Annotated in this window: 16 protein-coding genes; 7 read left to right on the forward strand and 9 right to left on the reverse strand. The window is 62.2% G+C overall.

Annotated elements, in window-relative coordinates:
• Positions 1–277: 277 nt before the first annotated feature.
• From adeC to AC07T0_RS01410, 3 genes are read right to left on the reverse strand one after another with little or no spacing between them, the layout of a single operon-like run.
• A complete protein-coding gene (gene adeC / locus AC07T0_RS01400; RefSeq protein WP_494999510.1) occupies positions 278–1,729 on the reverse strand; it encodes an AdeC/AdeK/OprM family multidrug efflux complex outer membrane factor in 1,452 nt (483 codons plus the stop codon).
• Positions 1,726–4,878, reverse strand: a complete 3,153-nt coding sequence (locus AC07T0_RS01405) for an efflux RND transporter permease subunit (RefSeq protein WP_494999511.1) — start codon at positions 4,876–4,878, stop codon at positions 1,726–1,728. Before AC07T0_RS01405 ends, adeC begins: the two co-directional genes overlap by 4 nt.
• A gap of 3 nt (positions 4,879–4,881) precedes the next feature.
• The gene (locus AC07T0_RS01410) at positions 4,882–6,045 is read right to left on the reverse strand and encodes an efflux RND transporter periplasmic adaptor subunit (RefSeq protein WP_494999512.1); all 1,164 of its coding nucleotides are present in this window, start codon (positions 6,043–6,045) and stop codon (positions 4,882–4,884) included.
• Positions 6,046–6,299: 254 nt separating this feature from the next.
• Between AC07T0_RS01410 and AC07T0_RS01415 the strand changes: the two genes are divergently transcribed.
• Both AC07T0_RS01415 and AC07T0_RS01420 read left to right on the forward strand, forming a co-directional pair.
• The gene (locus AC07T0_RS01415) at positions 6,300–6,932 is read left to right on the forward strand and encodes a TetR family transcriptional regulator (RefSeq protein ID WP_494999513.1); all 633 of its coding nucleotides are present in this window, start codon (positions 6,300–6,302) and stop codon (positions 6,930–6,932) included.
• Positions 6,933–7,091: 159 nt separating this feature from the next.
• The gene (locus tag AC07T0_RS01420) at positions 7,092–7,976 is read left to right on the forward strand and encodes a DMT family transporter (RefSeq protein WP_494999514.1); all 885 of its coding nucleotides are present in this window, start codon (positions 7,092–7,094) and stop codon (positions 7,974–7,976) included.
• A 92-nt stretch (positions 7,977–8,068) separates the two neighbouring features.
• Here AC07T0_RS01420 and AC07T0_RS01425 read toward each other — a convergent pair whose 3' ends face one another.
• From AC07T0_RS01425 to AC07T0_RS01440, 4 genes are all read right to left on the reverse strand, one after another.
• Entirely contained in the window at positions 8,069–8,587 is a 519-nt protein-coding gene (locus AC07T0_RS01425; protein ID WP_494999515.1) for a hypothetical protein, read from the reverse strand.
• 272 nt (positions 8,588–8,859) lie between these two features.
• Entirely contained in the window at positions 8,860–9,909 is a 1,050-nt protein-coding gene (locus AC07T0_RS01430) for an alkene reductase (protein ID WP_494999516.1), read from the reverse strand.
• Between the two features lie 37 nt (positions 9,910–9,946).
• Positions 9,947–11,113 (reverse strand): MFS transporter, encoded by a 1,167-nt coding sequence (locus tag AC07T0_RS01435; RefSeq protein ID WP_494999517.1) that lies wholly within the window; start codon positions 11,111–11,113, stop codon positions 9,947–9,949.
• Positions 11,114–11,128: 15 nt separating this feature from the next.
• Positions 11,129–11,431, reverse strand: coding sequence for an ArsR/SmtB family transcription factor (locus tag AC07T0_RS01440; RefSeq protein WP_494999518.1), 303 nt, complete (start codon positions 11,429–11,431; stop codon positions 11,129–11,131).
• Positions 11,432–11,587: 156 nt separating this feature from the next.
• On the opposite strand from AC07T0_RS01440, the gene AC07T0_RS01445 reads away from it, so the two are divergent.
• Entirely contained in the window at positions 11,588–12,181 is a 594-nt protein-coding gene (locus AC07T0_RS01445; RefSeq protein WP_494999519.1) for an acyl carrier protein phosphodiesterase, read from the forward strand.
• A 117-nt stretch (positions 12,182–12,298) separates the two neighbouring features.
• Here the strand turns inward: AC07T0_RS01445 and AC07T0_RS01450 are convergent, their stop codons facing one another.
• On the reverse strand, positions 12,299–13,090 hold the full coding sequence (locus AC07T0_RS01450; protein WP_494999520.1) for a lysophospholipid acyltransferase family protein: 792 nt from the start codon (positions 13,088–13,090) through the stop codon (positions 12,299–12,301).
• Positions 13,090–13,845: an L-ornithine N(alpha)-acyltransferase gene (gene olsB / locus AC07T0_RS01455; RefSeq protein ID WP_494999521.1), complete on the reverse strand. Its 756-nt coding sequence runs from the start codon at positions 13,843–13,845 to the stop codon at positions 13,090–13,092. Before olsB ends, AC07T0_RS01450 begins: the two co-directional genes overlap by 1 nt.
• Positions 13,846–14,182: 337 nt before the next feature.
• On the opposite strand from olsB, the gene AC07T0_RS01460 reads away from it, so the two are divergent.
• From AC07T0_RS01460 to AC07T0_RS01475, 4 genes are all read left to right on the forward strand, one after another.
• Entirely contained in the window at positions 14,183–15,283 is a 1,101-nt protein-coding gene (locus AC07T0_RS01460; RefSeq protein WP_494999522.1) for a serine hydrolase domain-containing protein, read from the forward strand.
• Positions 15,280–15,609 carry an amidase gene (locus tag AC07T0_RS01465; protein ID WP_494999523.1) on the forward strand — a complete coding sequence of 110 codons (330 nt, stop codon included), beginning with the start codon at positions 15,280–15,282 and terminating at the stop codon, positions 15,607–15,609. Before AC07T0_RS01460 ends, AC07T0_RS01465 begins: the two co-directional genes overlap by 4 nt.
• Positions 15,610–15,673: 64 nt before the next feature.
• Positions 15,674–16,252 carry a YceI family protein gene (locus AC07T0_RS01470; RefSeq protein ID WP_494999524.1) on the forward strand — a complete coding sequence of 193 codons (579 nt, stop codon included), beginning with the start codon at positions 15,674–15,676 and terminating at the stop codon, positions 16,250–16,252.
• 1 nt (position 16,253) lies between these two features.
• Positions 16,254–17,411, forward strand: coding sequence for a phospholipase D-like domain-containing protein (locus AC07T0_RS01475; protein WP_494999525.1), 1,158 nt, complete (start codon positions 16,254–16,256; stop codon positions 17,409–17,411).
• The last annotated feature ends 37 nt before the right edge of the window (positions 17,412–17,448 follow it).

A 17,448-nucleotide genomic window follows, 5' to 3' on the forward strand; every position in this document is an offset into this window, starting at 1 on the left:
TAATTGTTAGGGGTGAAGCAGGGCGCAGCTGCAACCGTTGGTTGCAGACAAGCGATTCGAACGAGGAACGGGCGAGTGTGATCAGCCGCTGAGCGCGGGGTATCGAGACATGGTGGGCGAACCTGTTGTTATGGCTATGGGTCAGTGCGGAGAATGGTGCGGTGAATTAACCAGGTAGTTCAATTGAGGTTTGTGGGTTTTGGGCGATTATCGAACAGAACAATGCCAGCATAAAAAAACCCGCCAGCGGCGGGTTTTTCGTGGTGCGTGAAAGGTCTCAGCCCTTCGGTGGTGTTTCGTCGATCGGATGGGCCTGACCGCTCTGCTCGTACCAGCCGCCGCCGAGGGCCTTGTACAGGTTGACCTCGCTGGTGAGCTGCGACAGGCGATCGCTGATCAGCGATTGCTGAGCACTGAACAACGAGCGTTGAGCATCGAGGAAGGTCAGGTTGCTGTCGACACCAATGCGATAGCGACGCTCGGCCAGGCGGTAGTAATCCTGGTTGGCGGCGACCAGGTCACGCTGGGCCTGCAGCTGCTGGTTGAAAGTCTGGCGTGCCGCCAGGCCATCGGAGACTTCCTGGAAGCCGGTCTGAATGGCTTTCTCGTAGTTGGCGACGCTGATGTCTTTCTGGATTTTCGAGTAATCCAGGCTGGCTTTCAGGCTACCGGCGTTGAAGATCGGAATGTTGATGCTCGGCGCGAACGACCAGGTTCCCGAACCGCCCTTGAACAGACCGCCCATGTCCGGGCTCAAGGTCCCGGCATTGGCGGTCAGGCTGATGCTCGGGAAGAACGCCGCGCGGGCGGCGCCGATATTGGCATTGGCCGCCAGCAGTTGGTGCTCGGCGCCGAGAATGTCCGGACGCCGTTGCAGCAACTCGGACGGCAGGCCGGCCGGCATCTCGCTGAGCAGCTTGGCCGACAGCGGTTGGGCTGCCGGCAGGTTGGCCGGCAAACCGCTACCGAGCAGCAAGGTCAGGCTGTTCTGGTCTTCGGCCACCTGGCGGGTGAACTGTGCCAGTTTGACCCGCGCACCTTCCACCGAGGTCCGCGACTGGCTCAGGTCCAGGGCGGACGCCACGCCGACTTCATTGCTGCGGGCGGTCAGCTTGTAGCTTTCCTCGTAGGCCGTCAGGGTGTCCTGGGTCAGCTTGAGCAGTTCCTTGTCGGCCTGCCAGGTCAGGTAGGCGTTGGCCACACTGGCCACCAGGCTGATCTGGGTGGTACGGCGCGCTTCTTCGCTGGCGAAATAGGTCTGCAGCGCTTTTTCGCTGAGGCTGCGGACACGGCCGAACAGATCCAGCTCATAGGCGCTGACCCCGAGGGTCGCCGAGTACTGACTATTGATCGTTGCTTTGCCGGTACTCGAGACGTTGGCCGGCACCCGTTGACGACTGCCGCTGCCCGTGGCGCTGACCGCCGGGAACAGGTCGGCGCGCTGGATCTGGTACTGGGCGCGGTAGGCGTCGATGTTCAGCGCCGCGACCCGCAGGTCGCGGTTGTTTTCCAGGGCCACCTGGATCAGCTGTTGCAGCGCCGGGTCGTTGAAGAACTGGCGCCAGCCCTGTTCGGCGGCCGCGACGTTCGCCGCCTGGGCCGGCGAGTAGGCCGGTCCTTGCGGGTACTGCGCCGCTACCGGGGCTGCGGGGCGCTGGTAGTCGGGGATCAACGAGCAACCGCTGAGCACGAAGGCCGCGACCGCTACACTGAGAAGGGACTTGCTCATTGGCCAGCCTCGTTGCTTGGAGTTTCAGTAGTGTCTGACTTCTTGTGCTTTTTCTCACCGCCGATGGACGACACCGACACGAAGAACAGCGGAACCCAGAAAATCGCCAGAATCGTTGCGGTGATCATACCGCCAATCACGCCCGTACCGATGGCGTGCTGGCTACCTGAGCCGGCGCCGGTGGAAATCGCCAGCGGTACCACGCCGAGGATGAATGCCAGGGAGGTCATGATGATCGGCCGCAGACGCATCCGGCACGCCTCGACGGCGGCGTCGATCAGGCTGCGACCCTGTTCATGCAGTTCCTTGGCGAACTCGACGATCAGGATAGCGTTCTTCGCCGCCAGGCCGATGGTCGTCAGCAAGCCCACCTGGAAGTACACGTCGTTGGACAGCCCGCGGAAGGTCGTCGCCAACAGCGCACCGATGATCCCCAGCGGTACCACCAGGACCACGGCGATTGGAATCGACCAGCTTTCGTACAGTGCGGCCAGGCACAGGAACACCATCAGCAGCGACAGGGCGAACAGTGCTGGCGCCTGGGAGCCGGACAGCTTCTCCTCGTACGACAGGCCGGTCCAGGAGATCCCGACGCCGGCCGGCAGTTTCGCGGCAATCGCCTCGACTTCCGCCAGGGCCTGGCCGGTACTGTAGCCGGGGGCCGGCGCACCAAGGATTTCCATGGCGGCAACGCCGTTGAAGCGCGACAGCTTCGGCGAGCCGTAGACCCACTCGCCCTTGGCGAACGCGGAGAACGGCACCATGACCCCGGCGCTGTTGCGCACGTACCATTTCTGCAGGTCTTCAGGGCTCATCCGTGAACTCGGCTTGCCCTGCACAAAGACCTTCTTCACCCGACCACGGTCGATGAAGTCGTTGACGTAGTTGGCACCCAGGGCAATCGACAAGCTGTTGTTGATGTCCGACAGGGACAGGCCCAGGGCACTGGCGCGTTCGTCGTCGATGCTCAGTTGGTATTGCGGCTCGTCGTTCAGACCGTTTGGACGCACCTGGGCGAGCACCTTGCTTTGCGCGGCCAAGCCGAGGAACTGGTTACGCGCGGCCATCAACTTGTCGTGACCGATACCGGCCTGGTCTTGCAGATAGACGTCGAAACCGATGGCGTTACCTAACTCCAATACGGCCGGAGGGGCGAAGGCAAATACCATCGCGTCGCGGAACGAGAAGAAGTGTTGCTGCGCACGGGCGGCGAGGCCGAACACGCTGTTTTGGCTGGTGCGTTCACCCCAGGGCCTGAGCATGATGAAGCCCAGGCCTGAGCTCTGACCATTACCGGCGAAGTTGAAACCGCTCACGGTAAACACCGAAGACACGGTGTCGGATTCCTTGGTCAACAGATACTCACGCATCTCGTTGAGGACCGCCTGGGTCCGTTCGGTGCTGGAGCCGGCTGGAGTCTGCACCTGGGCAAACAGTACGCCCTGGTCTTCTTCCGGCAGGAACGAGGTCGGAATGCGCATGAATAACCAGATCATGCCGGCAAAGATGATCACGTAGACCAGCAGGTACGGCGCCTTGTGGCGCAGGATGCTGCCCACGGTGCGCTCATAGCCGCGTACGCTACGGTCGAAGTTGCGGTTGAACCAGCCGAAGAAGCCGCGTTTGGCCGTGCCGTGGTCACCCTTGGCAATCGGCTTGAGCATGGTGGCGCACAGCGCCGGGGTGAAGATCAGGGCGACCATCACCGACAGGGCCATGGCGGACACGATGGTGATCGAGAACTGCTTGTAGATCACCCCGGTGGAACCGGCGAAGAACGCCATGGGCAGCAATACCGCCGAGAGCACGAGGGCGATACCCACCAGTGCGCCCTGGATCTGCCCCATGGATTTCTTGGTGGCTTCCTTGGGCGACAAGCCTTCCTCGCTCATCACCCGTTCGACGTTTTCCACCACGACGATGGCATCGTCCACCAGCAAGCCGATGGCCAGCACCATGCCGAACATGGTCAGGGTGTTGATACTGAAACCGGCGGCCGCGAGGATCCCGAAAGTCCCCAGCAAGACCACCGGTACCGTCATGGTGGTGATGATGGTGGCGCGGAAGTTCTGCAGGAACAGGAACATCACCAGGAACACCAGCACGATCGCCTCGACCAGGGTTTCAACCACGCCCTTGATCGATTCAGTCACGACCGGAGTCGTGTCGTACGGGTAAACCACTTGCATGCCAGGCGGAAAGAACGGCTCAAGTCCGGCGATGGTCTTGCGCAAGGCCTTGGCGGTATCCAGGGCGTTGGCGCCGGCAGCGAGTTTCACGGCGAGCCCTGACGCCGGCTTGCCGTTGAACTGGGCGTTGATGCTGTAGTTTTCACCGCCAAGGGCGACATCGGCGACATCACCCAGGCGCACTTGCGAGCCGTCCTGGTTGACCTTGAGCAGGATCGCCTTGAACTGTTCGGCGGTCTGCAGGCGGGTTTTGCCGATGATGGTGGCGTTCAACTGTTGCCCGGGCATGGCCGGCAGCCCACCCAGTTGCCCGGAAGCGACCTGGACGTTCTGTGCGGCGATGGCGGTTTTCACGTCCACCGGGGTCAGTTTGAAGTTGTTCAACTTGGCCGGGTCGAGCCAGATGCGCATCGCATACTGGGCGCCGAACACCTGGAAGTCACCGACACCGGCGGTCCGCGAGATCGGGTCCTGCATGTTGGAAACGATGTAGTTCGCCAAGTCGTCGCGGTTCATGCTGCCGTCCGTGGAGACGACACCAATCACCATCAGGAAGTTCTTCACCGACTTGGTCACGCGGATACCCTGCTGCTGCACTTCTTGCGGCAGCAGCGGGGTGGCCAGGTTCAGTTTGTTCTGCACCTGGACCTGCGCGGTATCGGGGCTGGTGCCCTGATTGAAGGTCGCGGTGATGGTCATGCTGCCGTCGGAGTTACTCGACGACTCGATATAACGCAGGTTGTCGATACCGTTGAGCTGCTGCTCGATCACCTGGACCACGGTGTCCTGTACGGTCTGCGCCGAAGCGCCCGGGTAGGTCACGGCAATCGCGATGGCCGGCGGTGCAATGGCCGGGTACTGGTTGATCGGTAACTTGAGGATCGATAGAGCCCCGACCAACATGATCACCAGGGCGATCACCCAGGCGAAGATTGGACGGTCGATAAAAAATTTCGACATGGTTTACTCCCCTTTGCTGCCCGCGGCTTTAACTGTTGCCGGGGCAGGTGCCGGGTTGGCTGCCTTCACGTTAGTGGCTTCGCTGGCCTTGACTTCAACGCCAGGACGGACGAACTGGAGACCTTCGGTGATCACCCGATCGCCGGCTTTCAGGCCGTCTTCGATCAGCCACTGGCTGCCGACGGTACGGCTGGCCTTGAGCTGACGCAGCTCGACCTTGTTGTCCGGGCCGACGACCAGCGCGGTCGGGGTGCCTTTCAGGTCGCGGGTCACGCCTTGTTGCGGGGCGAGAATTGCCGCGCTGTTGATACCGGCCTGCAACTGGGCATGCACGAACATGCCGGGCAGCAGCGTGTGATCCGGGTTCGGGAACACCGCGCGCAGGGTCACGGAGCCGGTGGTTTCATCCACGGTGACTTCGGAGAACTCCAGCTTGCCGTCCTGCTTGTACTGGCTGCCGTCTTCCAGGGTCAGCTTGACCGAGGCGGCATTGTCGCCGGCTTTCTGCAGGCGACCGCTTTCCAGCTCGCGACGCAGCTGCAGCAGTTCGGCGGTGGACTGGGTCACGTCGACGTAGATCGGGTCGAGTTGCGAAATCGTCGCCATGGCAGTGCTCTGACCGCTGCTGACCAGTGCGCCTTCGGTGACCGAAGAACGGCCGATACGCCCGGACAACGGCGCGTACACCTTGGTGTAACGCACGTTGATCTGGGCACTTTGCAGGGCCGCTTCCGATTGCAGGCGGTTGGCGACGGCGGTGTCGTAATCCTGGCGGCTGACGGCCTGTTCGTTGACCAGCTGCTTGTAGCGATCGGCAATCGAACGGGTCGATTGCAGGTTCGCTTCGGCGCTTTTCAAGGTCGCTTCATAGACCGACGGGTCGATCTGGTACAGCTGTTGGCCGGCTTTGACATCGCCACCTTCCTTGAACAGACGCTTGAGAATGATGCCATTGACCTGTGGACGGACTTCCGCGATGCGGTACGCCGTGGTGCGACCGGGCAGGTCGGAGGTCAGGGTAAAAGCCTGGGTTTGCAGGGTAACGACGCCGACCTGAGGTGCGGGAGGAGCGGCTGGCGCAGCAGCCTTTTCCTCTTTACATCCGCTGAGCAGCGATGCCAGGGCGACGGCGGTGACCAGAGCGGTAACAGCTGGCTTGAGTTGCATGAAAATCCTCGGGTCAGGCGCGCACGATGCGCACAAGAAAAGTGGAAGGGTAAGAAAGGTGGTCCGGGTGGATAAATAGGTTGCTAATGAATATACTTACATTCATGGTTGTTTGTAAATACTTGCGCTTTGCGCGGAAATAGTTACAAAGCATGTGATTTAGCCCGGGAAAAGGCACAACAATCGCCTCCCGCCATTAAGTTCCGATTAAGCCCGGCGTTCGTCCGCGGCACCCTGATTGAGGTTTTACTGCCATGGTCCGTCGCACCAAAGAGGAAGCTCAGGAGACCCGGAGACAGATACTTGAAGCTGCCGAAAAAGCTTTCTATGAGCGAGGTGTGGCGCGCACGACCCTGGCCGATATCGCGACTCTGGCGGGGGTGACCCGGGGCGCGATCTATTGGCATTTCAGCAACAAGGCCGAACTGGTGCAGGCGATGCTCGACAGCCTCCACGAACCGCTGGATACCTTGGCCCGGGCGAGCGAGAGCGAAGAAGAACTTGATCCGCTGGGCTGCATGCGCACGTTGCTGATTCATGTGCTTCGTCAGGTTGCGCTGGACCCCCAGACCCGGCGAATCAACGAAATTCTGTTTCATAAGTGCGAGTTCACCGATGAAATGTGTGACCTGCGCCGTCAGCGCCAGGCCGCCAGTGTGGACTGCAATCTGAAGATCGGTTTGACCCTGCGTAATGCCGTTGCCCGCGGGCAATTGCCGGGAGATCTCGACCCTCCCCGCGCCGCCATCGCCATACACGCGTATATCCATGGGATTATTGCTCAATGGCTGCTGGTCTCCGACAGCTTTGAGCTGCAATCGGAAGCGGAACGTCTGGTCGATACCGGGCTGGACATGCTGCGCTTGAGTCCTGGCCTGCGCAATTAAGGCAAAATGCGTAATTGATTCTAGTTGTATCAGAATCGGACGCGAGTAGAGTTGACGCGCTGTATCGACGGACAGCAGCGGACCATTATCTACCCGACCGCTCTATCTTGGTAGTTAGTAAGCTACGTATTTTGTAGCGAATGTGTTGCGAGTTTGTGAATGAGTGTGCCCGATTTGTTGCACAAGGGTTCCGAGCAGCCGCTCAAGGGCATAGCCCTGATCGGCCTGGCGGTGCTGATGTTTGCCAGCCACGATGCGTTGTCCAAGTACCTGTCCGGGTTCTATCCCATCGTCATGGTGGTCTGGGCCCGCTACGTGGTGCATACCTTGTTGATGTTGGTGATCTTTGTGCCCCGCAGCGGCTTCTCCGCCGTGGTGCGTACCCAACGGCCAGGCCTGCAGTTGCTGCGGGCGTTGTGCCTGATCGGCACCAGCTTGTTTTTCACCACGGGGCTGCGCTACATCCCCTTGGCCGAAGCCACGGCGGTCAACTTTCTCGCGCCCTTGCTGGTGACGGCTTTGTCCGTGCCTCTATTGGGGGAACGGGTCGGTCGTGGCCAATGGGCGGCGGTGATCGCTGGTTTTGTCGGCGTGCTGATCGTGGTCCGCCCTGGTGGCGCCTTGTTCACCCCGGCGGTAGCCCTGCCACTGTGTTCGGCCCTGTGCTTTGGCTTCTATCAATTGCTGACGCGGATGCTCAGCGGTGTCGACAGCCCGACTACCAGCAACTTTCTCACGGGTATCCTCAATAGTCTGATCATGACGGCTTTGCTGCCGTTTTTCTGGACTACCCCCACCTGGGGGCATGGGCTGTTCATGCTTGGCCTGGGCACCTGCGGCATGCTCGGCCACATGCTGTTGACCCAGGCGTTCCGGCATGCGGCGCCAGCGATGCTGGCACCGTTCAGTTACGGGCAGATTCTCTTCGCGGGGATGTACGGCTATCTGATCTTCGATCACACGCCGGATGCATTCGGCGTAGTGGGCATTTCGGTGATCTGCCTCAGTGGGCTCGCGGCGGCCTGGGGCCAGCGCACGCGCTGAGAACCTGGCCAGCGGCGAGAGGGGCGTTTTCCGCGCCAATGGTTTATCGAGATCTTCAACGCAATCGTCGTTCAGTGTGGCCGCTGTGCCACTCAACTCATACTGAACTTGACGTTGTAGCTGTAGGGCGGCGCCTTGAGGGTTTTACTCAGGCGCGCTTTGCAGGAGGCCTGGCGCTCACCGATGGACTCGGCCTTCCTGATCCAGATGGGCAGGTAGTTGGGATGTTGGGTGTTGGCGAAGCGTTCCTGCAGGCTATGTTGGGCGACGAAGCGACACTTGCGCGACCCGGCGCCATAGATGAACCAGGCCCTCGGACCGTCCAGTACCAGTTCCCGGCGCTCGCCACTGGCGATGTTGAAACTCGATGGCGCAGCGCCGCCCAGGTCGAGACCGGTGCCCAGCAGTTCGAGGGCGTCGGGGGAGTCGTTGCTGATCTCGATGGAGGTGACTATTTTGGAAACGCCCGATTTTGCCGGCTCGGGTTCTGACGCGCCAGGTCCGAGGGGGGCGATGCCAGAGGTGCCGGTGGCGAAGGCGGCGAGAGAAATCAGTCCCGAGAGCACGGCGCAGAACAGGGCGAGGCTGATGGACTGCAAGAGGGGAGTCATCTGATTAATTCCTTTTAATGAGGTCTTTGAGGCAGCGTCATCCCATGACACTGCGTGCCTGGCCGATTCCGGCGGGGCACTGGGTAAGTATGGGGTTTGTTACCGAAAATACCCCGAGCAAAGGGCAGTACCGTATGTAGGCTTATTCCTCAATAGAGGTGGGTCACTTCAATAAAGCGGCGAGTTGAAGGCGGTTGCCCTGCCATCGCCAACAGAAAGCCCCGGCGCTTGCGGGCCGGGGCTTTCTGTTGGCGGGGCTTGCCGGGTGCTGCTTACAGCGTCGGGTAGTCGATGTAGCCGACCGGGCCTTTGCCATAGAAGGTTTCCGGGTGCGCGGGGTTCAACGGCGCATCAGCCTGCAGGCGGGCGGGCAGGTCCGGGTTGGCGATGAACGGCACGCCGAAGGCCACCGCATCGGCCTTGCCGCTGGCCAGCCAGGCGTTGGCGCTGTCCTTGGTGAAGCGTTCGTTGGCGATGTAAGGGCCGCCGAAGGCCGCCTTCAGTTGTGGGCCAAGGCTGTCGCCGGCTTCTTTCTCGCGGGAGCAGATAAACGCGATACCGCGCTTGCCCAGTTCGCGAGCGACGTAGGTGAAGGTTTCCGAGAGGTTCTCATCGCCCATGTCGTGGGAGTCGGCGCGTGGCGCCAGGTGCATGCCGACGCGGCCGGCACCCCAGACTTCGATCACCGCATCGGTCACTTCGAGCATCAGGCGCGCGCGGTTTTCCACGGAGCCGCCGTAGTTGTCGGTGCGCTGGTTGGTGCTGCTTTGCAGGAACTGGTCGAGCAGGTAGCCGTTGGCGCCGTGGATCTCCACACCGTCGAAACCGGCGGCCTTGGCGTTTTCCGCACCGACGCGGTAGGCGTCGACGATGTCGGCGATTTCAGCGGTTTCCAGGGCGCGCGGGATCGGGTAGTCCGACAGTGGGCGCACCAGGCTGACATGGCCCTTGGGCTGGATGGCACTCGGCGCGACCGGCAGTTCGCCGTTCAGGTATGAAGGGTGGGACACTCGGCCGACGTGCCACAGTTGCAGGAAGATCCGCCCGCCAGCGGCGTGGATGGCCTTGGTCACGTTGGCCCAGCCACGCACCTGGTCGTTGGACCAGATACCCGGGGTGTCCGGGTAGCCGACGCCCATCGGCGCCACGGAGGTGGCTTCGCTGAGGATCAGACCGGCGGAAGCGCGCTGTACGTAATACTCGGCCATCAGCGCGTTGGGCACGCGACCTTCATCGGCACGGCAGCGGGTCAGTGGGGCCATGATGATGCGGTTCGGCAGTTCCAGGTCGCCCAGTTTGATCGAATCGAAAAGAGTTGCCATGTGTACAAACCTCGTGGGTAACAGTTGATAGCAGGAGTCAGTGGGTAGCAGGAGCGAGTTCGTCGTTGTTGTTCTGGCGAAAGGTGATCAGGGTCACCAGCAGTGCGAGGACTGCCAGTGCCGCGGCGGCCAGGGGGACGCGGGTGAGGCCGAAGCCGTGGGCGATGACGTTGCCGCCGACCCAGGCCCCGAGGGCGTTGCCGACGTTGAAGGCGCCGATGTTCAGGGTCGAGACCAGGTTGGGCGCGGCCTGGCCGTAGGTCACCACGTTGATCTGCAGGGCCGGTACGGCAGCGAAGCAGGCGGTGGCCCAGAGGAACAGGGTGAGTTCGGCGGGGATCAGCAGCAGGCTGCTCCAGGTCAGCACGGTGGCCAGCACGGCCATGGCGATGAACACGCCGATCAGGGTCGCGGCGAGGTTTTTGTCCGCCAGCTTGCCGCCGATGATGTTGCCGACGGTCAGGCCCAGGCCCATCAGCACCAGGGTCCAGGTCACGCCCCGTGGCGAGACGCCGGTCACTTCGCCGAGCAGCGGCGCGATGTAGGTGAACAGGGCGAACACGGCGGCGGCGAACAGTGCGGTCATGCTCAGGGATAACCAGAGCCCGGCGCCCTTGAGTGCGGCCAGTTCGGCGCGCATGTCGAGTTTTTCCTCGTCACGCTTGGCCGGCAGGTAGCGAATCAGGCCGATCAGCGCGATCACGCCGATCACCGTCACCGCCCAGAAAGTCGAGCGCCAGCCGGCCTGTTGGCCCAGTGCGGTACCCAGCGGTACGCCGAGCACGTTGGCCAGGGTCAGGCCGGTGAACATCAGGGCTACCGCCGAGGCGCGCTTGTCCGGGGCCACCAGGTTGGCCGCCACCACCGAACCAATACCGAAGAAGGCACCGTGGCACAAGGCGGTGATGATCCGGGCGAACATCAGCACGTTGTAGTCACTGGCGATGGCGCACAGCAGGTTGCCGACGATAAAGATCCCCATCAACGCGACCAGGGCCGCCTTGCGCGGTAGCCGCGCAGTGGCCAAGGCCATGAACGGCGCGCCGATCGCCACGCCGAGGGCGTAGCCGGTCACCAGCCAGCCGGCGCCGGGAATCGACACGCCGAGGTCCGCCGCCACATCGGGCAACAGGCCCATGATGACGAACTCGGTGGTGCCGATGGCGAAAGCGCTCAGGGCCAGGATCAGTAACGAGAGGGGCATCTTGTGCGGTCCTTATTAGAGCTCTTGGCTCATGATGCGGAGGAACTCCTGGATGGTTTCCTCGTTGCGTTTGAAGAAGTGCCATTGGCCGGCTTTCTGACTGGTGATCAGCCCGGCGCGCTGGAGGGTCGCCAGGTGCGCGGAGACGGTGGATTGCGACAGGCCGCAACGCTGGTCGATCTGTCCGGCGCAGATACCGTACTCGTGGTTGTGGTACTGCTCGGGAAACTGGTTTTTCGGGTCTTTCAGCCAGCTGAGAATGTCTCGGCGTACTGGGTGTGCCAGCGCTTTTATTATTTCGTCGAGGTCAAGGGGCATGGTCGTTGCTCAGGGTGGATAAAACGTTATATCGCGATGGGGCGAAATATATATCGGTATTTCGCGATACACCAATATGATTTTGATCTGATCTCAGCGTTATTCGCTATATCGGGTTATAACGATATAGGCCGGCGGAGTGCTAAGCTGTCGCTCATGAATTATCTCGCACACCTGCATCTGGGCGGCCAGCGCCCGGAACAACTGCTCGGCAGCCTCTATGGCGACTTTGTCAAAGGTCGCGTGCAAGGGCAGTTCACCCCGTCGATCGAAGCGGCGATTCAACTGCATCGCCACATCGATGTGTTTACCGATCGGCACCCCTTGGTGGGGCAGGCCCTGTCGCGGTTTTCCCTGACGCGGCGGCGTTATGCCGGGATTGTCCTGGATGTGTTCTTCGACCATTGCCTGGCGCGGGATTGGGCGCTCTATGCCGAAGGCGAGTTGGACAGCTTTACCGCCCAGGTCTATCGCGTGCTGGAAAACCAGCGGAATCTACCTGGGCGCCTGGCCGAGATCGCACCTTATATGGCGGCCAATGACTGGTTGGGTTCCTACCGTGATTTCGCGGTGCTGGAGCAGGTGCTGCGGGGCATTTCGCGGCGTTTGTCGCGGCCCGAGGAACTGGCGCATGCGATGCGCGAGCTGGAAGGGCTGTATGAGCCGTTGAGCGAGGATTTTCGGCTGTTCTATCCCGAGTTGCAGGCGTTTTCCCACGCTCACTCCCTGAATGAACGCGATCCTTTGTAGGAGTCAGCTTGCTGGCGATGGCGATTTCTCAGGCGACTACGCTGTCGACTATCAGATAGCTATCGCCAGCAAGCTGGCTCCTACAGGTAGTGCGATGTTTTCAATGTTCCAGATTTATCAGGCGGCTTCGGCCTGACGCGTTACCGAACGCCTCACTTCAGCGACTTCACCAAACAATGCCATCTGTACCGCCTGCTGCGCCTGGAAGGCCAGTACCGCGCGTTCCTGGCCGTTGCAGGTGATCGGTTCGAGTATCTGGATCTCCACATCGCCCTGGTCATTGGAAAACAGGCGCATCAGGTGCGACAGCAGGTCGTCGTCGCCAATGAACGGGGCCAGCAGGTCGGGCTTGCCGTCGCGCAGATAACGAATGGCCACTGGTTGCAGCGCCACATCCGCATCGATCGCCGCCGACAGCAGACGGCCGTGGAAGGTACGCAGCGACCGACCATCAGTAGTGGTGCCTTCCGGAAACATCAGCAGCGGGTGGTGCTGTTCCAGATGACGGCTCATCTGTTTGCGGATCAGTTGGCTGTCACCCGAGCCACGGCGGATAAACAGGCTGCCGGCTTTCGCGGCCAGCCAGCCCGCCACCGGCCAGGTTCGTACTTCGGCCTTGGACAGGAAGGACAGCGGGGTCAGGCCACCCAGCAGGGCGATATCGGTCCAGGACACGTGATTGCTGACCCACAGCATCGGCTGGCTCGGCAGCTCGCCACGTACGGTGACGCGAAAGGGCAGGGCATTGCTCAGGCGCGCCATGAAAAAGCGCGACCAGCGTTGCCGCCGCACCATGGAATTGGCGACCCTCAGGCGTTCGAACACCCCGAAGACGCTGGCCATGCTCAGACCGAGCGCCACCACCAGCAGCACCCGGGCTATCCGACCGTACACCCGTAGGCGGCTCATCAGACTGCCGCCTTGAAGTGCCGCGCGTAGCGTGGGCACAACTCGTCGCGCTTGAGCAGGATAAACACGTCGGCTACCTGGAAATCCTCATCCCAGCACGGCTCGCCGCAGATCTTCGCGCCCAGGCGCATATAGGCCTTGAGTAGCGGGGGCATTTCGGCGATGACGTTGCCGGGAATATCCAGTGATGGCAACGGCTTTTTCGGTTCGGCGCGCAGGTGTTCGGTGCACAGGTAGCGTTCGCGCAGGCGCTGCATGATCGCCTGGGCCTGGATCCCGCCGTCCTGCATCGAGATGCTGGCGCAGCCCATCAGGTAGCTGTAGCCGCCTGCGTTGAGGACTTCGGCCAGTTCGCCCCAGAGCACGGCGATGGTGCCGCCGTTACGGTAGGCCGGGTCGACGCAGGTGCGGCCGATTTCCAGGATTGGCCCCTGCAGATGGCCGAGGCCGTGCAAGCTGAATTCTTCTTCGCTGTAGTAACGGCCCAGGGTGTTGGCGGCCTTGTGGTCGAGCAGGCGGGTAGTGGCCACCAGGCGGCCGGTGCTCAGGTCGCGTACGCCGATATGGGCGCAGTGCACATCATAATCATCCATGTCCAGGCCCAGCTCAGCGCCTTTGAGCTTGGCGTTGAACTCGCCGCTGAAGACGTTGAAGCGCAAGGCTTGGGCTTCTTGCAACGCCGTGGCGCCCAGCAGGCGTTCGGCTTGCAGGCGGCGTTCACTGCCGGTGTCGCTGATGCGGGCGATCTGGGTCATTACGAGTCTCCGGTTGCCGGCCAGGGGTGCGGCCAGTCGACTTTGTTGTGCAAAGTCAGGCTATTTAGCCCCGGTGTCATCGCCATGAAGCTTTGGTGATGCTTATATGACAGGAGGGGCTCGGGACCGGCCAATCAGGGGGCCGAGATCTTGAATGCGCCACAAAACCTGTAGGGGCAGGGCTTGCCGGAGTTCCGCGAAGGTGTCCTTGAGAACGCTAAAAGCTTGGCTGGCAAGCCAGGCTCAGGATCTGTGTTCGGCCCCGGAGAACCCCTGCACCAGGATTGTCATCAAGCGCGCTTAAGCTGGCGCGAGGCTATTTCTGCGAGCTGGCTCCATGCCCAAGGGTTCGACCTTTTTTCCTGCCTTGTTGCTGGCGTTCAGCGTCACCGCGCGTGCCGAGGTCTGGCCGGGCGAAGATTGGTCCCAGGGGCCGCAGGTGTCCGGACCGGCCCTTGAAACCCTGGAGTCCTACGCCTTCCCCGGCCGCGACGATGCCACACGAAAAGGTGTCCGTACCGATGCGCTGCTGGTTATCCGCCATGGCCAGATCGTCTACGAACGGTATGCCGGTCCCAGCAGCGTCAATACCCCGCACCTGACCTGGTCCGTCAGCAAAAGCGTGATGGCCACCGTGCTTGGCGTGGCCTATGGCCAAGGCCTGTTCCAGTTGCATGAGTCGGCGGCGCGCTTCTACCGACCCATGCGCGCCCATCCCCATGTCACCCTGGAACACCTGATGAACTGGTCCTCCGGTATCGACTGGCAGGAGGACTATGAATACGCACCGTTGAAGTCATCGGTGGTGGCGATGCTCTATACCCAGGGGCACGCCGATATGGCCGGCTATACCGCCGCCCATGGCGAGTACAGCCGGCCAGGGCGGGTCTTCCGTTATTCCAGCGGTGACAGCAACGTGCTGTCCGCCGCCTTGCGCCAGATTGTCGGTGCCAAGCGTTATCCGAACTATCCCTGGACGGCCCTGTTCGACCCGCTGGGCATTCGCAGTGCAGTCTGGGAACGCGATGCCAGTGGCACCTTCGTCGCTTCATCCTACGTCTATATGACGGCCCGGGATCTGGCGCGAATCGGCCTGTTGATGGAGCGTGAGGGGCGTTGGGGTGAGCGGCGGTTACTGCCCAGGGCCTGGGTGAACTTCAACCTGCGGCCCTTCGCCGGCTATAAACCGGGCCAGGACGAAGCCGTGGGGGGCGGCCAGTGGTGGCTCAATCGCTCGATCAAGGGCGCCGCCAAGCCCTGGCCGGATGCGCCGCCGGACACCTTCGCCGCCCTCGGGCACTGGGGCCAGGTATTGTATGTGATCCCCAGCGCGGACCTGGTCATCGTGCGCTACGGCGATGACCGTGACGGCAGCTACCGCCACAACGAATTGCTCAAGCGAGCGCTGGCGGCGTTCGCGCCGACGGTGGCGCCATGAGTCCGCGGGGATTTGTGCGCCGGCGTCCGCTGGTCAGCCTGTTGTTGCTGCTGCTGTTTGCCCTGGGCGTTTGGACCTGGCATGAGCGGCAGGCCTTGCAGGCTTTTCCCGGGATCATCAGTGCCTATACCGCCAAGGAGTACTGTTCCTGCCGTTATGTGATGAACAATGCGGCGGACTATTGCCTGGGGTACGTCAAACAGTCGGTGCCGGTCAGCGACTTCCACGATGATCCGCAACAGCACCGGGTCACCGCCCGAGGGCTGGGACGCAGCAGCAGCGCTGTCTGGGTTGGCCCGCACGAGGGCTGCCGGCTGGAGCCCTGATCCGTGGTTTGCCACCTTTATCCCGGGCGGGTAAGGTGGTGCCTACGTCCAATCAGGAGCTTGCATGCACCGGTCCCGCCTATTCCTGGCCCTGCTCGGGGTGCTCGCCCTGCCGGCCCAGGCCAACTGGTACCTGGACAACGAGTCCTCACGCCTGTCTTTTGTCACCACCCACAACGCCGATATTTCCGAAGTCCACCGCTTCCTGACCCTGCACGGCAAGATCGACCGCCAGGGCGTAGCGACCCTGGAAGTTGAGCTGGAGTCGGTCAGCACCGGGATTCCCCTGCGTGACGAGCGCTTGCGTCGTGACCTGTTCGAGATCAAGACCTGGCCCGAGGCGCAGGTCGTCGCGCAGATCAACGTCCAGCCGATCAACGACCTGGCCCCTGGCGCGCAACTGGAGCTGCGCCTGCCACTGGTGGTGAAGCTGCGCGGCAAGGAGCACAGCTACAACGCCGAGCTGCTGGCGACCCGGCTGGATGAACGACGGTTTCAAGTGGTGACCCTGGAGCCGTTGGTACTGCATGCCGAGGACTTCGAGCTGCTGCCAGGGCTGGCGGTATTGCGCAAGGCCGCCGGTCTGTCGGCCATCAGCTGGTCGGTACCGGTGGGCGCGGTGCTGATCTTCGCGGCGCGCTGACATGGCCGGCGCGATCTTCCCCTGGCGGGCTGACAACGCTTTCGAGCTGTTGATCGATGGGCCGAATTTTTTCCCACTGATGCTTGAAGCGATTGCCCGGGCCGAATGCCAGGTGGAGCTGGAGCTTTACCTGGTGGAGGCCGGCGCCTGTGCCGAGGCCATGGTCCGGGCGCTGGCCGAGGCGGCCGAACGCGGTGTGCGGGTGCGCTGCCTGTTCGATGATTACGGCAGTCTCGCGTTTACCCTGGGTCTGCGCCGGCGCCTGATCGAGGCCGGGGTCGAACTGCGCTTCTACAATCGCCTGAGCTGGCGCCGTTGGGTGCGCAATCTCTATCGCGATCATCGCAAGCTGCTGTTGGTGGACCAGTCCCTGGCCGTGGTCGGCGGGACCGGGGTGACCGACGAGTTCTGGACCCCGGGTGAAGAGGGCTTTGAATGGCACGAAGTCATGGTGCGGATCAGCGGTCCCCTGGTGCTCGACTGGCAACTGTTGTTCGATCGTCAATGGTTGGCCAACGAGCAACGTGCTGCCTGGCGACCCCTGGCGCCTTTCGGCCTGCCACGCTTGCCGCGGGTTCCGGTGGTTGGACAGGGGTTGGGCCGGGTGGCCTACGCCGATGCCCGGCAGCATCGGGATATCCTGCGCTCCCTGGTACGGGCACTGAACAGCGGCAAGCAGCGCATCTGGCTGGCGACCCCGTATTTCCTGCCGACCTGGAAGGTCCGCCGTTCCCTGCGCCGGGCCGCCAACCGCGGCATCGATGTGCGGCTGCTGTTGACCGGGCCGCGTACCGACCATCCGTCGGTGCGCTATGCCGGCCATCGCTATTACCCGCGCCTGCTCAGGGCCGGGGTGCGGATTTTCGAGTACCAGCCGTGCTTCCTGCATCTGAAAATGGTGCTGATCGATGACTGGGTCAGCATTGGCTCGTGCAATTTCGATCATTGGAACCTGCGCTTCAACCTGGAGGCCAATCTCGAAGCCCTCGATCCGTCGTTGACCCTGGCGGTGGAAGCCAGTTTCCTCACTGATTTTGCCCTCAGCCAGCCAGTCAGCCTGCAGGACTGGAAGGCACGGCCGCTGTGGCGGCGGGTCAAGCAGCGGCTGTGGGGCTGGGTCGACCGCCTGGTAGTCAATGCGCTGGATCGGCGGGATTGATAGACTTCGATCCATTCCGCCCCACGCCGAGGAATTG

The organism is Pseudomonas sp. GW821-FHT04D07 (assembly GCF_059420225.1).